This is a genomic window from Enterobacter cloacae complex sp. 2021EL-01169 (assembly GCF_020733125.1).
Taxonomy (GTDB): domain Bacteria; phylum Pseudomonadota; class Gammaproteobacteria; order Enterobacterales; family Enterobacteriaceae; genus Enterobacter; species Enterobacter roggenkampii.
Genome location: NZ_JAJFTC010000010.1, coordinates 55,093 through 74,578 on the forward strand (window position 1 = coordinate 55,093; position 19,486 = coordinate 74,578).

Annotated in this window: 19 protein-coding genes; 16 read left to right on the forward strand and 3 right to left on the reverse strand. The window is 57.7% G+C overall.

What is annotated here, in order from left to right; translation table 11 throughout:
- Window position 1: 1 nt before the first annotated feature.
- From livF to ugpQ, 6 genes are all read left to right on the forward strand, one after another.
- Window positions 2-715: a high-affinity branched-chain amino acid ABC transporter ATP-binding protein LivF gene (gene livF / locus LLF79_RS20035; protein WP_008500102.1), complete on the forward strand. Its 714-nt coding sequence runs from the start codon at window positions 2-4 to the stop codon at window positions 713-715.
- A gap of 247 nt (window positions 716-962) precedes the next feature.
- Window positions 963-2,279 (forward strand): sn-glycerol-3-phosphate ABC transporter substrate-binding protein UgpB, encoded by a 1,317-nt coding sequence (ugpB, locus tag LLF79_RS20040; protein ID WP_021242738.1) that lies wholly within the window; start codon window positions 963-965, stop codon window positions 2,277-2,279.
- 106 nt (window positions 2,280-2,385) lie between these two features.
- Complete coding sequence (ugpA, locus tag LLF79_RS20045) at window positions 2,386-3,273, forward strand: sn-glycerol-3-phosphate ABC transporter permease UgpA (RefSeq protein WP_008503352.1); 888 nt, start codon at window positions 2,386-2,388, stop codon at window positions 3,271-3,273.
- Window positions 3,270-4,115, forward strand: coding sequence for a sn-glycerol-3-phosphate ABC transporter permease UgpE (gene ugpE, locus LLF79_RS20050; protein ID WP_013099125.1), 846 nt, complete (start codon window positions 3,270-3,272; stop codon window positions 4,113-4,115). Before ugpA ends, ugpE begins: the two co-directional genes overlap by 4 nt.
- A 1-nt stretch (window position 4,116) precedes the next feature.
- A complete protein-coding gene (locus LLF79_RS20055) occupies window positions 4,117-5,187 on the forward strand; it encodes a sn-glycerol-3-phosphate import ATP-binding protein UgpC (protein ID WP_008503354.1) in 1,071 nt (356 codons plus the stop codon).
- Window positions 5,184-5,930 (forward strand): glycerophosphodiester phosphodiesterase, encoded by a 747-nt coding sequence (gene ugpQ, locus LLF79_RS20060; protein ID WP_021242741.1) that lies wholly within the window; start codon window positions 5,184-5,186, stop codon window positions 5,928-5,930. Before LLF79_RS20055 ends, ugpQ begins: the two co-directional genes overlap by 4 nt.
- Here ugpQ and LLF79_RS20065 read toward each other — a convergent pair.
- Window positions 5,914-6,291 (reverse strand): DUF2756 family protein, encoded by a 378-nt coding sequence (locus LLF79_RS20065; RefSeq protein ID WP_021242742.1) that lies wholly within the window; start codon window positions 6,289-6,291, stop codon window positions 5,914-5,916. The two genes, ugpQ and LLF79_RS20065, sit on opposite strands and share 17 nt — an antisense overlap.
- Window positions 6,292-6,414: 123 nt before the next feature.
- Between LLF79_RS20065 and ggt the strand changes: the two genes are divergently transcribed.
- Window positions 6,415-8,160, forward strand: coding sequence for a gamma-glutamyltransferase (gene ggt / locus LLF79_RS20070; protein WP_227880258.1), 1,746 nt, complete (start codon window positions 6,415-6,417; stop codon window positions 8,158-8,160).
- Window positions 8,161-8,246: 86 nt separating this feature from the next.
- On the opposite strand, the gene yhhY is transcribed toward ggt, so the two are convergent.
- The gene (gene yhhY / locus LLF79_RS20075; RefSeq protein WP_021242744.1) at window positions 8,247-8,735 is read right to left on the reverse strand and encodes an N-acetyltransferase; all 489 of its coding nucleotides are present in this window, start codon (window positions 8,733-8,735) and stop codon (window positions 8,247-8,249) included.
- A gap of 256 nt (window positions 8,736-8,991) precedes the next feature.
- On the opposite strand from yhhY, the gene LLF79_RS20080 reads away from it, so the two are divergent.
- The 5 genes from LLF79_RS20080 (at window position 8,992) to gntU (ending at window position 13,943) form a co-directional block, all read left to right on the forward strand.
- On the forward strand, window positions 8,992-10,029 hold the full coding sequence (locus tag LLF79_RS20080) for an oxidoreductase (protein WP_227880262.1): 1,038 nt from the start codon (window positions 8,992-8,994) through the stop codon (window positions 10,027-10,029).
- Between the two features lie 123 nt (window positions 10,030-10,152).
- On the forward strand, window positions 10,153-10,848 hold the full coding sequence (locus LLF79_RS20085) for a pirin family protein (protein WP_021242746.1): 696 nt from the start codon (window positions 10,153-10,155) through the stop codon (window positions 10,846-10,848).
- A 101-nt stretch (window positions 10,849-10,949) separates the two neighbouring features.
- Window positions 10,950-11,945, forward strand: a complete 996-nt coding sequence (gntR, locus tag LLF79_RS20090) for a gluconate operon transcriptional repressor GntR (protein WP_021242747.1) — start codon at window positions 10,950-10,952, stop codon at window positions 11,943-11,945.
- A 126-nt stretch (window positions 11,946-12,071) separates the two neighbouring features.
- Complete coding sequence (gene gntK, locus LLF79_RS20095) at window positions 12,072-12,599, forward strand: gluconokinase (RefSeq protein WP_008503362.1); 528 nt, start codon at window positions 12,072-12,074, stop codon at window positions 12,597-12,599.
- Between the two features lie 3 nt (window positions 12,600-12,602).
- A complete protein-coding gene (gene gntU / locus LLF79_RS20100) occupies window positions 12,603-13,943 on the forward strand; it encodes a gluconate transporter (RefSeq protein ID WP_227880263.1) in 1,341 nt (446 codons plus the stop codon).
- A gap of 102 nt (window positions 13,944-14,045) precedes the next feature.
- Here gntU and plsB read toward each other — a convergent pair whose 3' ends face one another.
- Window positions 14,046-16,466 (reverse strand): glycerol-3-phosphate 1-O-acyltransferase PlsB, encoded by a 2,421-nt coding sequence (plsB, locus tag LLF79_RS20105; RefSeq protein ID WP_032675776.1) that lies wholly within the window; start codon window positions 16,464-16,466, stop codon window positions 14,046-14,048.
- A 153-nt stretch (window positions 16,467-16,619) separates the two neighbouring features.
- Here plsB and LLF79_RS20110 point away from each other — a divergent pair, with 153 nt between their 5' ends.
- The 4 genes from LLF79_RS20110 (at window position 16,620) to LLF79_RS20125 (ending at window position 19,436) form a co-directional block, all read left to right on the forward strand.
- Window positions 16,620-16,988 carry a diacylglycerol kinase gene (locus LLF79_RS20110; RefSeq protein WP_021242750.1) on the forward strand — a complete coding sequence of 123 codons (369 nt, stop codon included), beginning with the start codon at window positions 16,620-16,622 and terminating at the stop codon, window positions 16,986-16,988.
- 108 nt (window positions 16,989-17,096) lie between these two features.
- The gene (gene lexA, locus LLF79_RS20115; RefSeq protein ID WP_008503366.1) at window positions 17,097-17,705 is read left to right on the forward strand and encodes a transcriptional repressor LexA; all 609 of its coding nucleotides are present in this window, start codon (window positions 17,097-17,099) and stop codon (window positions 17,703-17,705) included.
- 63 nt (window positions 17,706-17,768) lie between these two features.
- Window positions 17,769-19,106, forward strand: a complete 1,338-nt coding sequence (gene dinF / locus LLF79_RS20120; protein ID WP_021242751.1) for an MATE family efflux transporter DinF — start codon at window positions 17,769-17,771, stop codon at window positions 19,104-19,106.
- 120 nt (window positions 19,107-19,226) lie between these two features.
- On the forward strand, window positions 19,227-19,436 hold the full coding sequence (locus LLF79_RS20125; RefSeq protein WP_014830284.1) for a CsbD family protein: 210 nt from the start codon (window positions 19,227-19,229) through the stop codon (window positions 19,434-19,436).
- The last annotated feature ends 50 nt before the right edge of the window (window positions 19,437-19,486 follow it).

Sequence of the window (19,486 nt, forward strand, 5' to 3'; positions counted from 1 at the left end):
GATGGAAAAAGCGATGTTAACGTTCGACAAGGTCAATGCGCACTACGGCAAGATCCAGGCGCTGCACGACGTCAGCCTGCATATCAACCAGGGTGAAATCGTCACCCTGATTGGCGCCAATGGCGCGGGTAAGACCACGCTGCTCGGCACCCTGTGCGGTGACCCGCGCGCCACCAGCGGGCGGATTGTGTTTGACGGCAAAGACATTACCGACTGGCAGACCGCCAGAATCATGCGCGAGGCGGTGGCGATTGTTCCGGAAGGGCGTCGCGTGTTCTCGCGTATGACGGTGGAAGAGAACCTGGCGATGGGCGGCTTCTTCGCCCACCGCGATGAATACCAGACCCGCATCAAGTGGGTGTACGAACTCTTCCCGCGCCTGTGGGAGCGTCGCATCCAGCGTGCAGGCACCATGTCAGGCGGTGAACAGCAGATGCTGGCGATCGGCCGCGCGCTGATGAGCCAGCCGCGCCTGCTGCTGCTGGATGAGCCGTCGCTCGGCCTGGCGCCGATCATCATCCAGCAGATTTTCGACACCATTGAGCAGCTGCGTAAAGAGGGGATGACCATCTTCCTCGTTGAGCAGAACGCCAACCAGGCGCTGAAGCTGGCTGACCGTGGCTACGTGCTGGAGAACGGCCGCGTGGTGCTGGAAGACACCGGCGACGCGCTGCTGGCGAACGAAGCGGTGCGGAGCGCTTACCTGGGCGGCTGAGCCGTCTGTATCGCCCGGTGGCGCTGCGCTTACCGGGCCTACAGGGATCGACCAGGCCGGGTAAGGCGTGGCCGCCACCCGGCTTTTTTAACCACTACACCCCTTCACACAACCATCATCCCCCTGACCCTTTGCTGTCACTTATCTGTAAACAAACAGTTATTTTTCTGTCATTCGAGCATGTCATGTTACCTCGCGAGCATAAAACGCGTGATATCGCGCATCCGGCACAATAAGAGAGATGACAATGACATCGTTACGACACACAGCTTTGGGTCTGGCACTGGGTCTGGCTTTTGCGACGAATGCAATGGCTGTGACGACCATTCCGTTCTGGCATTCCATGGAAGGGGAGTTGGGTAAAGAAGTTGACTCCCTGGCGCAGCGTTTCAACGACACCCATCCGGATTACAAAATTGTGCCGGTGTACAAAGGCAACTACGAGCAGAGCCTGAGCGCGGGCATCGCCGCCTTCCGTACCGGCAACGCGCCTGCACTGTTACAGGTTTATGAAGTGGGCACCGCCACCATGATGGCCTCCAAAGCCATCAAGCCGGTCTATGAAGTGTTCAAAGAAGCGGGTATTAACTTCGATGAATCCCAGTTCGTGCCAACCGTAGCGGGTTACTACACCGATTCCAAAACCGGACATCTGCTGTCTCAGCCGTTTAACAGCTCCACGCCGGTGCTGTACTACAACAAAGACGCCTTCAAGAAAGCCGGTTTAGACCCGGAGCAGCCGCCAAAAACCTGGCAGGACCTGGCCGAATACACCGCGAAGCTGAAAGCGGCGGGAATGAAGTGCGGCTACGCCAGCGGCTGGCAGGGCTGGATCCAGATCGAAAACTTCAGCGCCTGGCACGGCCTGCCGGTGGCGACCAAAAACAACGGCTTCGACGGCACCGACGCGGTACTGGAGTTCAACAAGCCGGAGCAGGTGAAGCACATCGCGCTGCTGGAAGAACTCAACAAGAAGGGTGACTTCAGCTACTTCGGGCGTAAAGACGAATCCACCGAGAAGTTCTACAACGGCGACTGCGCCATTACCACCGCCTCGTCCGGCTCGCTGGCGGATATTCGTCACTACGCCAAATTCAACTACGGCGTGGGCATGATGCCGTACGATGCCGACGTGAAGGGCGCGCCGCAGAACGCCATCATCGGCGGGGCGAGCCTGTGGGTGATGCAGGGTAAAGACAAGGGCACCTACAAAGGCGTGGCCGAGTTCCTTGACTTCCTGGCGAAGCCGGAAAACGCCGCCGAATGGCACCAGAAGACCGGCTACCTGCCGATCACCAAAGCCGCGTATGACCTGACCCGCGAGCAGGGCTTCTACAGCAAGAACCCGGGCGCGGATATCGCGACGCGTCAGATGCTGAACAAGCCGCCGTTGCCGTTCACCAAAGGCCTGCGTCTGGGCAACATGCCGCAGATCCGCACCATCGTGGATGAAGAGCTGGAAAGCGTCTGGACCGGGAAGAAAACGCCACAGCAGGCGCTGGATTCCGCGGTAGAGCGCGGGAATCAGCTGCTGCGCCGCTTTGAGCAGTCGACGAAATCGTAATCCGTGATTCGCCCGGTGGCGCTGCGCTTACCGGGCCTACGATGTGCCCCATGTAGGCCGGGTAAGGCGTAGCCGCCACCCGGCATTGCTCAGGAACCCAATCTCAATGTCATCATCCCGTCCGGTGTTCCGTTCCCGCTGGCTGCCGTACCTGCTGGTCGCGCCTCAGCTGGTCATCACCGTTATCTTCTTTATCTGGCCTGCGGGCGAAGCGCTGTGGTACTCGGTACAAAGCGTCGATCCGTTTGGGCTCTCCAGCCAGTTTGTCGGGCTGGACAATTTTACCGCGCTGTTCCATGACAGCTACTACCTGGACGCCTTCTGGACGACGATCAGGTTCAGCGCGCTGGTCACCGTCAGCGGCCTTGTTGCCTCGCTGTTTTTCGCCGCGCTGGTGGACTATGTGGTGCGCGGCAGCCGCCTGTATCAGACCCTGATGCTGCTGCCGTACGCCGTGGCACCCGCCGTCGCCGCCGTGCTGTGGATTTTCCTGTTTAACCCCGGTCGCGGGTTGATTACCCATTTCCTGGCAGAGTTCGGCTACGACTGGAACCACGCCCAGAACAGCGGTCAGGCCATGTTCCTGGTGGTATTCGCCTCGGTGTGGAAGCAGATCAGCTACAACTTCCTGTTCTTCTTTGCCGCGCTGCAGTCCATCCCGCGTTCGCTGGTGGAGGCCGCCGCCATTGACGGGGCAGGGCCGATTCGTCGCTTCTTCAGGCTGTCGCTGCCGCTGATCGCCCCGGTGAGCTTCTTCCTGCTGGTGGTTAACCTCGTCTACGCCTTCTTCGACACCTTCCCGGTGATCGATGCGGCCACCGCAGGTGGTCCGGTGCAGGCGACCACCACGCTTATCTATAAGATCTACCGCGAAGGCTTCGCCGGGCTGGATCTCTCGGCCTCCGCCGCGCAGTCGGTGGTGCTGATGTTCCTCGTCATCATCCTCACGGTGGTGCAGTTCCGCTATGTTGAAAGTAAGGTGCGCTACCAATGATTGAGAACCGTCGCGGGCTGACGATTTTCAGCCATACCATGCTGATTCTGGGGATTATCGTCATCCTCTTCCCGCTGTACGTGGCCTTTGTCGCCGCCACGCTGGACACCAAAGCGGTGTTCGATACGCCGATGACGCTGATCCCAGGCACGCATCTTTTCGAGAACATGAAGACCATCTGGACCCAGGGCGTGGGCGCCAACAGCGCGCCGTTCTGGCTGATGATGCTCAACAGCTTCATCATGGCGTTCGGCATTACGGTCGGCAAAATTACGGTGTCGATGCTCTCGGCCTTCGCCATCGTCTGGTTCCGCTTTCCGCTGCGCAACCTGTTTTTCTGGATGATTTTTATCACCCTGATGCTGCCGGTGGAGGTGCGTATCTTCCCGACGGTGGAAGTGATCGCCAACCTCAAGATGCTCGACAGCTACGCGGGCCTAACCCTGCCGCTGATGGCCTCGGCGACCGCCACCTTCCTGTTCCGCCAGTTCTTTATGACCCTGCCGGACGAGCTGATTGAAGCCGCGCGCATCGACGGCGCGTCGCCGATGCGCTTCTTCCGCGACATCGTGCTGCCGCTGTCGAAAACCAACCTTGCGGCGCTGTTTGTGATCACCTTTATCTACGGCTGGAACCAGTATCTGTGGCCGCTGCTGATTATTCAGGACGTCAACCTCGGCACCGCCGTGGCGGGCATCAAAGGCATGATTGCCACCGGCGAAGGCACCACCCTCTGGAACCAGGTGATGGCGGCGATGCTGCTCACCCTAATCCCACCCGTAGTCATTGTTTTAGCCATGCAGCGCGCGTTTGTCCGCGGCCTGGTCGATAGCGAGAAATAAGATGGCAGGTTTAAAACTTCAGGCAGTAACCAAAAGCTGGGACGGCAAAACCCAGGTGATTCAGCCGCTCACGCTCGACGTGGCGGACGGGGAGTTTATCGTGATGGTCGGCCCGTCCGGCTGCGGCAAATCTACGCTGCTGCGCATGGTGGCGGGGCTGGAGCGCGTAACGTCCGGGGATATCTGGATTGACCGCCAGCGCGTCACCGAGATGGAGCCGAAAGACAGGGGCATCGCGATGGTGTTCCAGAACTACGCTCTCTACCCGCACATGAGCGTGGAGGAGAACATGGCCTGGGGGCTGAAAATCCGCGGCATGGGCAAAGGCCATATTGAGGAGCGCGTGAAAGAAGCGGCGCGCATTCTGGAGCTGGACGGCCTGCTCAAGCGCCGCCCGCGCGAGCTCTCCGGCGGCCAGCGCCAGCGCGTGGCGATGGGGCGCGCCATCGTGCGCGATCCGGCGGTATTCCTCTTCGACGAGCCGCTCTCTAACCTCGACGCCAAGCTGCGCGTGCAGATGCGTCTTGAGCTGCAGCAGCTGCACCGTCGCCTGAAAACCACGTCACTGTACGTTACCCACGATCAGGTTGAGGCCATGACCCTCGCTCAGCGCGTGATGGTGATGAACAAAGGCGTTGCCGAGCAGATTGGTACCCCCGTGGAAGTCTACGAGAAACCGGCCACCCGCTTTGTGGCGAGCTTTATCGGCAGCCCGGCGATGAACCTGCTCGAAGGGCGCATCAGCAGCACGGGCACGCACTTTGAGCTGGAAAGCGGGATGGCATTGCCGATCAACTGGTACTATCGTGGCTACGCCGGGCGTAAGATGACGCTCGGTATCCGCCCGGAACATATCGGTTTAACCTCTCAGGCGGAAGGCGGCGTTCCGCTGGTGATGGACACGCTGGAGATGTTGGGTGCAGATAACCTGGCGCACGGGCGCTGGGGCGAGCAAAAGATGGTAGTGCGTCTGGCGCATCAGGAGCGCCCGAAAGCAGGCAGCACGCTGTGGCTGCACCTGCCGGAAAATCATCTGCACCTTTTTGACGGTGAAACAGGACAACGAGTATGAGCAACTGGCCTTATCCCCACGTCGTCGCCCACCGCGGCGGCGGTAAACTGGCGCCGGAGAACACCCTGGCGGCGATTGATGTTGGCGCGCGTTACGGCCACACCATGATCGAGTTCGACGCCAAGCTGTCGAAAGACGGCGAGATTTTCCTGCTGCATGACGATAACCTCGAACGCACCAGCAACGGCTGGGGCGTGGCGGGCGAGCTGCCGTGGCGCGATCTGCTGAAAGTCGACGCCGGAAGCTGGTACAGCGGCGAATTCAAAGGCGAACCGCTGCCGCTGCTGGCGGAAGTGGCCGATCGCTGTCGCCAGCACGGCATGATGGCCAATATCGAAATCAAACCGACCACCGGCACCGGGCCGCTGACCGGCAAAGTCATTGCCCTGGCCGCGCGCGAGCTGTGGGAAGGGATGACCGCGCCGCTGCTCTCCTCGTTTGAAATTGACGCCCTGGAGGCGGCGCAGGCGGCCGTGCCGGAATTGCCGCGCGGGCTATTGCTGGACGAGTGGCGCGAGGACTGGCGCGAGCTGACGACGCGCTTAGCGTGTGTCTCTATTCATCTTAATCACAAGCTGCTGGATGAGGCGCGGGTGAAGATGCTAAAAGACGCGGGACTGCATATTCTGGTTTACACCGTCAATAAACCCCAGCGTGCGGCCGAACTGCTGCGCTGGGGCGTGGACAGCATCTGTACCGATGCGATTGACCTGATCGGCCCGGACTTTAGTTCTGCGGATTAAGCATACTGCCATTCGACTGCGGCGGCAGCATATGCTGCTGTCCGCTGCCTGACGAGGTCATTCCACCTAACATTCCGCCGTTTCTGTTCGGCAGCGGCTGCTCGCGAACCTGCCCCTGCTGCACGCGCTGGGTGTTGGCGTTCATCTGATTTTGCAGGCTTTGCTGCTGCATCTGGGTCTGCGTTCTCAGCTGCTGATTCAGCATCCCTTTTTGCTGCTGTTGCTGGCTCATCATCTCGGTCTGCATACGCTGCTGGCTCGGGATAACGTAACCCTGCTGGTTAGGGTTATTCATCGTATTGAGTGGCTGTGCGAGCGCGGCAAACGGGATCAGCGCCGTAAGAATCAATAAGCGTTTCATTGTCATTTCCTCCTTTTGAGGTCTCTCTTAAGTTTACCCTGATTTCACCATGACGATGATTTTTTAGGAGTTGTGAACCAGGCTTAAGCGGGGAATATGGATCCCTTCACCTGGAGAACAATAATGATGAAACCAACGTTTTTGCGCTGGGTCGCCCTCGCCGCGCTGATGGCAGGCGGTACATTTAGCGTGGCGGCCAACCCGCCCGCGGCGCCTCCGGTCTCTTACGGCGTGGAGGAAGATGTCTTTCATCCCGTGCGGGCAACCCACGGCATGGTGGCATCCGTGGATGCGCTAGCGACCCGCGTGGGCGTCGATATTCTCAGGCAGGGCGGTAACGCGGTGGATGCGGCGGTCGCCGTCGGCTATGCGCTGGCGGTGACGCACCCGCAGGCGGGGAACCTGGGCGGCGGCGGCTTTATGATGCTGCGCACCAAAGACGGGAAAACCGCCGCCATCGACTTCCGTGAAATGGCGCCTTCTCAGGCGTCACGGGACATGTTCCTCGATGACCAGGGCAACCCGGACAGTAAAAAATCCCTGACCTCGCACCTGGCCTCCGGCACGCCGGGCACCGTTGCGGGCTTCTCGCTGGCGCTGGAAAAATACGGCACGATGCCGCTGAACAAGGTGGTGCAGCCTGCTATCAAGCTGGCGCGGGAGGGCTTTGTGGTGAATGACGCCCTGGCAGACGACCTCAAAACCTACGGCAGCGAAGTCATCCCGAATCACGAAAACAGTAAGGCGATCTTCTGGAAAGACGGTGAACCGCTGAAGAAGGGCGATAAGCTGGTGCAGAAGAATCTCGCCAAAAGCCTGGAGCTGATTGCGGAGCACGGTCCGGACGCTTTCTACAAAGGGGCGATTGCCGACCAGATTGCACAAGAGATGCAGAAGAACGGCGGGCTCATCACCAAAGCGGATCTGGCGGACTACAAGGCGGTGGAGCGCGAGCCGATTAGCGGCACCTACCGCGGGTACGAGGTCTTCTCCATGCCGCCGCCGTCTTCCGGGGGCATTCACATCGTGCAGATCCTCAACATTCTCGAAAACTTCGATATGCACAAGTTCGGCTTCGGCAGCGCGGATGCCATGCAGATAATGGCGGAAGCGGAAAAACGCGCCTACGCTGACCGCTCGGAATATCTCGGCGACCCGGACTTCGTGAAGGTGCCGTGGCAGGCGCTGACCAACAAGGCGTACGCCAAATCCATTGCCGATCAGATTGATATCAACAAGGCCAAGCCGTCGAGCGAGATCCGTCCCGGCAAGCTGGCACCGTATGAAAGCAACCAGACCACCCACTTCTCGGTGGTGGATAAAGACGGTAACGCGGTGGCGGTGACCTATACGCTCAACACCACCTTCGGCACCGGGATTGTGGCGGGCAATAGCGGCATTCTGCTGAACAACGAGATGGATGACTTCTCTGCCAAGCCGGGCGTGCCGAACGTCTACGGGCTGGTCGGCGGCGATGCGAACGCGGTAGGGCCGAAGAAACGTCCGCTGTCGTCCATGTCGCCCACCATCGTGGTAAAAGAGGGCAAAACCTGGCTGGTAACCGGTAGCCCGGGCGGCAGCCGGATTATCACCACCGTATTGCAGATGGTGGTGAACAGCATCGACTTTGGGATGAACGTCGCCGAAGCGACTAACGCCCCGCGTTTCCACCACCAGTGGCTGCCGGACGAGCTGCGCGTCGAGAAGGGCTTTAGCCCGGACACCATTAAACTGCTTGAGCAGCGTGGGCAGAAGGTGGCGGTGAAAGAGGCGATGGGCAGCACCCAGAGCATTATGGTGGGGCCGGACGGAGCGCTGTTTGGCGCATCAGACCCGCGTTCGGTGGATGATTTGACGGCGGGGTATTGATGTGTTGCCCGGTGGCGCTGCGCTTACCGGGCCTACAACTGCACGAACGTAGGCCGGATAAGGCGAAGCCGCCACCCGGCAAATCACTACTTCATTCTCGCCATATAATACGCGTCCACATATTCGCCGTTGCGCAGGGCAAATTTCTTGCCGGTCCCTTCGATTTCAAAACCAAAATTTTTATAGAGGGCAACAGCCGCGGGGTTATCGGCAAAGACCGTCAGTTCGATACGTTCAATGCGCAACCAGTTGTCACACAGGTTGATCATCTCGCTCATGAGCCTGCGGCCTACGCCGCGTCCCTGCATATCCGCAGCCACGCTGATGCCGAATGTGGCAACATGGCTGCGACGCGGGTTTTCCATCACGTCCAGCGCCATATGCCCGATAACGCGCTGGTCCAGACAGGCAACGAGATGGCGCCGGCCTGGTTTTGTCGCAACGCGTTCGTGCCACATTTCCATAGAAGGATGAGGGAGCTGTAGCGTGTCGTGATACACATCAGGATGCGACATGATGTCACGTAAAGCTTCTGCATCGCTGGGTTCGATGTGGCGTATCACTATCTCACTCATTCCTTGTTCCTCAGTCAGTTAAAAGGCCCTACCAACATCAATGACTTTAAAATTTGAGTCAACCGCTATTTTTTGCAAAAAGTATTGGACAAGTGCGAATGAGAATGATTATTATTGCTCTGCATTCAGGAAGACCGCTACGGGAACCTGAAAGCACGACATTGCTCACATTGCTTCCAGTATTACTTTAGCCAGCTTTTAGCTGGCTTTTTTTTTGTTATGGTTAGACTCAGTAACCTTCCAAAAGGACTGAGCCATGACACTACACTGTGCATTTATTGGATTTGGCAAAAGCACCACCCGCTATCACCTGCCGTATGTCCTCAACCGTAAAGATACCTGGCATGTGGCCCATATCTACCGCCGCCGCGCGAAGCCGGAGGAGCAGTCTCCGCAGTACTCCCACATCCATTTCACCAGCGATCTCGATGAGGTGCTTAACGATCCGCAGGTCACGCTGGTGGTTGTCTGCACCCACGCCGACAGCCATTTTGACTATGCGAAACGCGCGCTGGAAGCGGGCAAAAACGTGCTGGTAGAAAAGCCGTTCACCCCGACTATTGCCGAAGCGAAAGCGCTGTTCGCGCTGGCGAAAAGTAAAGGGTTGACCGTCACGCCGTATCAGAACCGTCGCTTTGACAGCTGCTTCCTGACGGCAAAAAAAGCGATTGAAAGCGGCAAGCTCGGCGACATTGTGGAGATAGAAAGCCACTTCGATTACTACCGCCCGGTGGCGGAAACGCAACCCGGACTGCCGCAGGATGGTTCATTCTATGGTCTGGGGGTGCATACCATGGACCAGATCATCTCCCTGTTTGGCCGCCCGGACCACGTGGCGTATGACATTCGCAGCCTGCGCAATAAAGCCAACCCGGACGATACCTTCGAAGCCCAGCTGTTCTACGGCGACCTGAAGGCCATCGTCAAAACCAGCCACCTGGTGAAGATCGATTACCCGAAATTTATCGTTCACGGCACTAAAGGTTCGTTTATCAAATACGGTATCGACCAGCAGGAGACCAGCCTGAAGGCCAATATCATGCCCGGTGAACCTGGCTTTGCGGAGGACGATTCCGTGGGCGTGCTGGAGTATGTGAACGACGAGGGCGTGACGGTCAAAGAAACGCTGAAGCCGGAAACCGGCGACTATGGCCGCGTCTATGATGCGCTATTTGAGACCCTCACAAACGGCACGGCGAATTACGTCAAGGAATCTGACGTTCTGACCAACCTCGAAATCCTTGAGCGGGCCTTCGAACAGGCTTCTCCTGCCACGGTAACCCTCGCGAAATAAGCAAAAACGGCTCCTCTGCACTTGTTCACAATTTTTGAACAGAGGAGTCAATTTTCACCCCCTATGATCCCAGGCCGTTTGCGTCCACACTTACTCCATCGAAACGAACTGAGGGTGAAAACAATGATCTACTTACGCAAAGCAAACGAACGTGGTCACGCGAATCATGGCTGGCTGGACTCATGGCATTCATTCTCGTTTGCCGACTACTACGACCCGAACTTCATGGGCTTCTCCGCACTGCGCGTGATTAACGACGACGTGATTGATGCAGGCCAGGGCTTTGGTACCCACCCGCACAAAGACATGGAAATCCTGACCTATGTGCTGGAAGGCGCGGTTGAGCACCAGGACAGCATGGGCAACAAAGAGCAGGTTCCGGCGGGCGAGTTCCAGATTATGAGCGCGGGTACCGGGGTGCGTCACTCCGAGTACAACCCAAGCAAAACGGAAAAACTGCACCTGTATCAAATCTGGATCATTCCAGAAGAGACCGGCATCACGCCGCGCTACGAGCAGCGCCGCTTCGACGCCAAACAGGGTAAACAGCTGGTGCTCTCCCCGGATGCGCGTGAAGGTTCCCTGAAAGTGCATCAGGATATGGAGCTGTACCGCTGGGCGCTGGCGAAAGATGAACAGTCCGTGCATCAGATTGCCGCTAACCGCCGCGTCTGGATCCAGGTGGTGAAAGGCGACGTGTCCATCAACGGCACCAAAGCGACAACCGCCGATGGTCTGGCTATCTGGGATGAGCAGGCGATCTCCGTGCATGCCGACAGCGAAAGCGAAATTCTGCTGTTTGACCTGCCGCCGGTGTAATAAAACATAAATAAATCCCCATCCTTCCCTTTGACAGGGGAAGGATGGGCTTTGTCCGTGGTAAACTGAGCAAATCTCTCACTTCAAGATTTCTCAGGACGATGAAAAAGAAACGCCCCGTACTTCAGGATGTCGCCGATCGCGTCGGTGTGACCAAAATGACGGTCAGCCGTTTTTTACGTAACCCGGAACAGGTTTCCGTGGCGTTACGTGGCAAGATTGCCGCTGCCCTTGATGAACTGGGTTATATCCCCAACCGTGCACCCGATATTCTCTCGAATGCGACCAGCCGCGCGGTGGGCGTTCTGCTTCCTTCTTTGACCAACCAGGTTTTCGCCGAAGTTTTGCGCGGCATTGAAAGCGTCACCGATGCGTTTGGCTACCAGACCATGCTCGCCCACTACGGGTACAAGCCGGAACTCGAAGAGGAACGTCTTGAATCGATGCTTTCCTGGAACATTGACGGCCTGATTTTAACCGAACGAACCCACACTGCCCGCACGCTCAAAATGATTGAAGTGGCCGGTATCCCAGTCGTGGAGCTGATGGACAGCCAGTCGCCGTGCCTCGACATCGCCGTGGGGTTTGATAACTTCGAAGCGGCGCGCCAGATGACGGCGGCCATTATCGCCCGCGGGCATCGTCATATCGCCTATCTGGGTGCGCGTCTTGATGAACGTACTATCATCAAACAGAAGGGATACGAGCAGGCGATGCTCGACGCGAACTTAACCCCGTACAGCGTGATGGTGGAGCAGTCCTCTTCCTATACGTCGGGTATTGAGCTGATGCGTCAGGCGCGACGCGAGTATCCGCAACTGGACGGTATTTTCTGTACCAACGATGACCTTGCGGTCGGCGCAGCGTTTGAGTGCCAGCGTCTGGGGCTGAAGATCCCTGATGATATGGCGATCGCCGGTTTCCACGGCCATGACATCGGTCAGGTGATGGAGCCGCGTCTGGCGAGCGTCCTGACGCCGCGTGAACGTATGGGCCGCATTGGCGCAGAACGCCTGCTGGCGCGCATTCGTGGCGAGACGGTTACGCCGAAAATGTTAGATTTAGGTTTCACCTTGTCACCGGGTGGATCTATTTGAACTGACAAATTTGAAGTAGCTCACACTTATTCACTTCGCGCACGTTTGGATATTGCTTCTCTTTTGCCCCGGCAGGACAATGTTACCGATAACTGTTACCCGTAACAATTGACTGAGGGACACCCTTTGAGCACGACTAATCACGATCACCACGTCTACGTCCTGATGGGCGTTTCCGGTAGCGGGAAATCAGCCGTGGCCAGCGAAGTGGCGCATCAACTCCAGGCTGCGTTTCTTGATGGCGACTTCCTCCATCCGCGCAGCAACATCATGAAAATGGCCTCCGGCGAGCCGCTGAACGACGACGACCGTAAACCGTGGTTGCAGGCGCTGAACGACGCCGCGTTCGCGATGCAGCGCACCAATAAAGTCTCCCTGATCGTCTGCTCCGCGCTGAAAAAAACCTACCGCGATCTGCTGCGTGACGGCAATCCGAACCTCTCTTTCATCTACCTGAAAGGGGATTTCGAGGTGATTGAAAGCCGCCTGAAGGCGCGTAAAGGTCACTTCTTCAAAACCCAGATGCTGGTGACGCAGTTTGAAGCGCTGCAGGAGCCGGGTGAAGACGAGAAAGACGTCTTAGTGGTTGATATCGATCAGTCACTGGAGGGTGTTGTTGCCAGCACCATCGAGGTCATTAATAAAAGGCAGTAAGTTTTGAGTACATTAACGCTAGTTTTGACAGCAGTGGGTTCGGTATTGCTGCTGCTGTTTTTAGTGATGAAGGCGCGCATGCACGCCTTTGTTGCTTTGATGGTGGTTTCTATTGGTGCTGGTCTCTTTTCCGGTATGCCGCTCGACAAGATCGCCGCGACGATGGAAAAAGGGATGGGCGGTACGCTGGGCTTCCTGGCGATTGTGGTCGCGCTGGGCGCGATGTTTGGCAAGATTTTGCACGAGACGGGCGCGGTCGACCAGATTGCCGTCAAGATGCTGAAGTCCTTCGGCCGCAGCCGTGCGCATTACGCGATTGGTCTGGCCGGTCTGATTTGCGCGCTGCCGCTGTTCTTCGAAGTGGCCGTTGTGCTGCTCATCAGCGTCGCGTTTTCTATGGCGCGCCATACCGGCACTAACCTCGTCAAGCTGGTCATTCCGCTGTTTGCGGGCGTGGCGGCAGCCGCAGCGTTTCTGCTGCCGGGGCCTGCCCCGATGCTGCTGGCCTCCCAGATGCACGCCGACTTTGGCTGGATGATCCTGATTGGCCTGTGCGCGGCAATCCCGGGGATGATTATTGCCGGTCCGCTGTGGGGCAACTTCATCAGCCGTTACGTTGAGCTGCACATTCCGGACGACATTACCGAGCCGCACCTGGGCGAGGGCAAAATGCCATCCTTCGGCTTCAGCCTGTCGCTGATCCTGCTGCCTCTGGTGCTGGTGGGCCTGAAAACCATCGCCGCGCGCTTTGTGCCGGTCGGTTCTACCGCCTACGAATGGTTTGAGTTCATTGGTCATCCGTTCACGGCGATCCTGGTGGCGTGCCTGGTGGCGATTTACGGCCTGGCGATGCGTCAGGGGATGCCAAAAGACCGGGTGATGGAGATCTGCGGTGCGGCGCTGCAGCCTGCGGGGATTATCCTGCTGGTGATCGGTGCAGGCGGCGTGTTCAAGCAGGTGCTGGTGGATTCCGGCGTGGGCCCGGCTCTGGGCGAAGCGCTGACCGGGATGGGCTTGCCGATTGCGGTCACCTGCTTTGTGCTGGCTGCGGCGGTGCGTATCATCCAGGGTTCCGCCACCGTGGCGTGTTTAACCGCCGTGGGTCTGGTGATGCCGGTGATTGAACAGCTGAACTACTCCGGTGCCCAGATGGCCGCGCTTTCTATTTGTATCGCGGGCGGTTCGATTGTGGTCTCTCACGTTAACGACGCCGGCTTCTGGCTGTTCGGTAAGTTTACCGGCGCCACCGAAGCGCAAACCCTGAAAACCTGGACGCTGATGGAAACTATCCTCGGCACGACGGGGGCTATTGTCGGGATGATTGCCTTTACGCTGCTCAGCTAAATGCAATGATTTAACAAGGCAAAAAAAGGCCCGGTAGCGTCAGCGCTTACCGGGCCTTTTTATTATCCAGGGCGTCAGGCCGGGCCATAACCCGGCATTGTGTTACTCGCCCTGCGTGGCGCTCTCAATCGTTAAGCGCACGTCCGAGGTAATCAGCTCTGCCAGCATCTGGTACACCTTCAACGTCTCTTCTGGCTCGGCATCACCCGTATCGCTGATGAAGCCTTCATCGCGCAGCGTCAGCACCAGAGAACTGAAGACCGCTTTGTCGAAGAATTCAGGGGCGTTAATGCCGTGCAGAACGGACAGGCGCTGGGCCAGCGTCCGGCTCTCTTTCTCCAGCGTACCGCGGTTGATGGACGGGTTCGCGCTCAGCAGCCAGAACGTGATGGCGTAGCGCTGCAGCGTTTCGCGCGCACCGGCCGCCAGCAGCTGCAGGGTGCGGGAGCGTGACGGATTGATGTGCAGCTCGTCGTTGTTCAGGGTAATCAGCCCCTGGCGACGCATCTCTTCCGTCATCTTATCCAGTTCTGTCGCCAGCTCATCCTTACTCCAGCGCAGGAACAGCTCCGCTTTCAGCATCGGATAGAGGGTCTCAAGATGGCGCAATAGCTCCTGACGGGAGATATGACGATGCTGGGTAATAATGGCGGCCATGAGCGACGGCAGCATCAGCATATGCGTGATGTTGTTGCGGTAGTAGGTCATCAGAACGGCCTGCTCGCGCGGCAGAATGATGATGTCGCCGATCGTGTCCTTCTCCACTTCAAACTTGTTCATCTGCAACGCGTGATCGATAAGTTCACTGGCGGTTGCAGAAGGCACGGTCGAGTCAACCGAATACGGCACGTTACGCATCATGTCCAGATAGCAATCCAGCTGCTCCGTAAGCTGTTCACGGGTCAGCGAGCGCTGACGCGAAGCCAGAAGTGCCGTACAGCACAGGTTCATGGCGTTAGCCGCACCGGCGTTGTTAATGCGCACCATCAGCTCGGATGCGATGCCGTTAACCGTTGGCGTCAGCCAGGCCGGACGCACCGCTTCGATAGGATCGATGGACTCGCGCCATTCCGGCACATGATGGTTCAGGTAGGTCATCAGCGGCATCGGCTCGCCGAAGTTCACGTAGCCCTGACCGAGATTACGCAGCTTGCTCAAGCCGCGCAGCATCTGCGGCAGGCTCTCTTTCTCTTTGGTCGCGCCACGCAGCTCTTTCGCGTACGTGCCCACTTCCATCACGTGCTCATAGCCAATGTAAATTGGCACCAGCGTGATCGGACGGGTACCGCCGCGCAGCATGGCCTGGATGGTCATCGACAGCGTGCCGGTCTTCGGATCGAGCAGACGACCGGTACGGGAACGACCGCCCTCCACGAAGTACTCCACGGAATAGCCGCGGCTGAACAGCTCGCCCAGATACTCGCGGAACACGGTGGAGTAGAGCTTGTTGCCCTTGAAGGTACGACGAATAAAGAACGCGCCCAGGCGGCGGAAAATCGGGCCCGCGGGCCAGAAGTTCAGGTTGATACCGGCTGCGATGTGCGGTGGCACCAGCCCCTGGTGATAGAGCACGTAGGAAAGGAGCAGGTAGTCCATGTGGCTGCGGTGGCAGGGGACATAGACAATCTCATGGCCATCGTGCGCCAGCTGACGCACGCGCTCGGCGTTATGGACGTTGATACCCTGATACAGGCGGTTCCAGGTAAAGCCGAGAATACGATCGGACAGGCGAATCATCTCGTAAGAGAAGTTCGCTGCGATCTCTTCCATCAGCGCAATGGCGTTCTGCTGAGCTTTCTCATGCGAAATTTTCTTGCTGCGCGCTTCATCTTCAACGGCGCGGGCAATCGCTTTTGAAGCCAATAGCTTGTTGAACAGGTCCTGACGCGCCGGGAGGCGTGGCCCTACGGCAGCCAGGCGCTGACGGGCGAAGTGCATACGCGCCACGCGCGCCAGTTTTTGCGCGATGATCTTGTCGGTGCCGTGCTCGTCCGCCATGCGACGCAGCGAAACGGACGGGGAGAAACGCACGAAGCTGTCGCGTCCCAGCCAGGAGACCGCGAAGAACTTCTGGATGCCGTTAAGCATGCGCAGCGGCGGATTCTCTTCGCCTTTTTCACGACCCGGACGACGACCAAACATCACCGATACCGGCACCATCTGCACATCCAGATCGGGGTTGCTGCGGTGCAGGTCGAGATAGTCATGGAACAGCTTGATGGACTCTTCTTTCGGCGTGTAATAGGTAAACACGCGCGGCCCGCCGTGGATGAAGACGTAGCGCGGCAGCAGCGTACCGTCAACTTCCAGCGGTTCAAGCGGGTCAGGTAAGTCATGCGCCAGACACTGGGCGCGAAGCGTCAGTAAGTCTGCCTTCGAGTTATAAGGCAAAACGTACATAATAGGGCGCGACGTATCGAGCCCCAGTTCCAGCGCGGGTTCTGCTGGGATAGACTTGCTTTTTACCAGGATGCTTAATGGTAAATTAAGTAATTTGTAGTAAATTCGTGGCCAGCCGGACATAAACGATGTAAAGCCTCTGGTTAATAATGCAATTGCGGCGCAAGGATAACAGAAAGCGCGCAAAATTTCTGTTGTTACCCGTCATACTTCAGGTTGTAGCGAAACGCGCTCCGCCTCATGTTAATGACGCTCTTTTTAAAAAAGGTTCTTTTAATGGCCAATAATACCACTGGGTTAACGCGTATCATCAAAGCCGCCGGCTATTCATGGAAAGGTTTCCGTGCCGCATGGGTCAACGAAGCCGCTTTTCGCCAGGAGGGCGTCGCCGCAATCATCGCGGTGATCGTCGCCTGTTTCCTTGATGTTGATGCGATTACCCGCGTACTGCTTATCGGTTCCGTACTTCTGGTGATGATAGTGGAAATTCTTAATAGCGCTATTGAGGCCGTTGTTGATCGCATTGGTTCCGATTTCCATGAGCTTTCTGGCCGTGCAAAAGACATGGGCTCTGCTGCCGTGTTGCTGGCGATTATCACTGCCGTTATCACCTGGGTCACCCTGCTTTGGTCACATTTCCGATGAGCCTCGAGGAATAATTAAGTCCCTGGTTTTTTGTGCAGTTTTTGGTTCCAAAATCGCCTTTGACTGTATATACTCACAGCATAACTGTATATACACCCAGGGGGCGGAATGAAAGCGTTAACGACCAGGCAGCAAGAGGTGTTTGATCTCATTCGGGATCATATCGGCCAGACGGGTATGCCACCCACGCGTGCGGAAATCGCGCAGCGTCTGGGCTTCCGTTCTCCGAATGCTGCCGAGGAACACCTGAAAGCGCTGGCGCGTAAGGGTGTGATTGAGATTGTGTCAGGCGCGTCGCGTGGTATCCGCCTGCTGGTGGAAGAAGAGACGGGCATTCCGCTGATAGGCCGCGTTGCTGCAGGTGAGCCGCTGCTGGCACAACAGCATATTGAAGGTCACTACCAGGTCGATCCCGGCATGTTCAAACCGAGCGCTGATTTCCTGCTGCGCGTCAGTGGCATGTCGATGAAAGACATCGGCATTCTTGATGGCGATCTGCTTGCGGTGCATAAAACCCAGGACGTGCGAAACGGCCAGGTCGTGGTCGCACGCATTGATGACGAAGTGACCGTTAAGCGTCTGAAAAAGCAGGGTAACACTGTTCAGTTGCTGCCCGAAAACAGCGAGTTCACCCCGATTGTGGTCGACCTCCGCGAACAGAGCTTCTCTATTGAAGGTCTGGCGGTAGGCGTGATTCGCAACGGTGAATGGCTGTAATCACTTCCTGACAGGCTACGCTTCTGCTGTAGCCTGCTTCATACTCCTTTCCCGGTATTTCGCATGTCACTGCTGACGGCATCAGATAAGGCATTGTGGCGTCTTGCCCTGCCGATGATTTTCTCCAATATTACCGTGCCCTTGCTGGGGCTGGTTGATACTGCCGTTATAGGCCATCTTGATTCACCGGTTTATCTTGGCGGCGTGGCGATTGGCGCGACGGCAACCAGCTTCCTGTTTATGCTGCTGCTCTTTTTGCGCATGAGTACCACCGGTCTTACCGCACAGGCTTATGGCGCGAAAGATCCGCTGCGTCTGGCGCGCGCACTGGTGCAGCCGCTGATCCTCGCGCTTGGCGCGGGTGCGTTAATCGTTGTATTGCGGGCCCCCCTGATCGATCTTGCGCTTCATATCGTCGGTGGCAGCGAAGCGGTACTGGCGCAGGCGCGACGGTTCCTGGAAATCCGCTGGCTCAGCGCACCCGCCTCGCTGGCAAACCTGGTTCTGCTGGGGTGGCTACTGGGCGTGCAGTACGCCCGCGCGCCCGTGATTTTGCTGGTGGTGGGTAATCTGCTCAACATTGTTCTGGACGTCTGGCTGGTCATGGGTCTGCATATGAACGTGCAGGGCGCGGCGCTGGCGACGGCGATTGCCGAATACGGGACCTTTATCATTGGCTTGTGGATGGTCCGGCGTGTGCTGGCCATGCGCGGGATCTCCCTGGCGCTGCTCAAAACCGCATGGCGCGGCAATATCCGTAAGCTGCTGGCGCTCAACCGTGACATCATGTTGCGCTCGCTTCTTCTTCAGCTCTGCTTTGGTGCGCTGACGGTTTTCGGGGCTCGACTGGGGCCGGAAATCGTTGCGGTGAATGCGGTATTGATGACGCTTCTGACCTTTACCGCCTATGCGCTGGACGGCTTTGCCTACGCGGTTGAAGCGCATTCCGGACAGGCGTACGGCGCGCGCGAAAGCGGGCAGCTACGGGAGGTGTGGCGGGCTGCCTGCCGTCAGTCGGGGCTGGTGGCGCTGGCCTTTGGTCTGGTTTACGCCTGCTTCGGTGAGCAGATCGTTGCATTGCTTACCTCTCTCCCTGCGCTGCGCGAGCTGGCGAGCCACTATCTGATCTGGCAAGTCGTCTTACCGGTGGTTGGCGTCTGGTGTTATCTGCTGGACGGCATGTTTATTGGGGCGACGCGCGGAGCCGAAATGCGCAACAGTATGGCTGTCGCGGCGGCCGGATTTGGCCTGACGCTGCTGACGCTCCCCTGGCTGGGTAATCATGGCCTGTGGCTGGCCCTGGCCGTCTTCCTCTCGCTGCGCGGGTTATCGCTGGCGTTTATCTGGCACCGGCACTGGCAAAACAATACCTGGTTTCCCTCGCGCTCCGATATATCGTGACGGTTAAAGATTCCGAATATGAAATTAACAACGGAATCCTTAACTACAATAATTATCACGTCCAGCAGAAAAGAACGTAACGGACGTTACGACCCGACGCTTAACGAAGAGGACACGATGATGAATAAAGACGAAATCGGCGGCAACTGGAAGCAGTTCAAAGGTAAAGCGAAAGAACAGTGGGGTAAGCTGACGGATGACGACATGACCGTCATCGAAGGTAAACGCGATCAGCTTGTCGGTAAAATCCAGGAGCGTTACGGCTACGCAAAAGACCAGGCGGAAAAAGAAGTGGGCGACTGGGAAAAACGCAACGACTACCGCTGGTAACCGGGCTACACCCGAAAGTACAAGGAAGTACACCCTGAGGGCGGCCATGA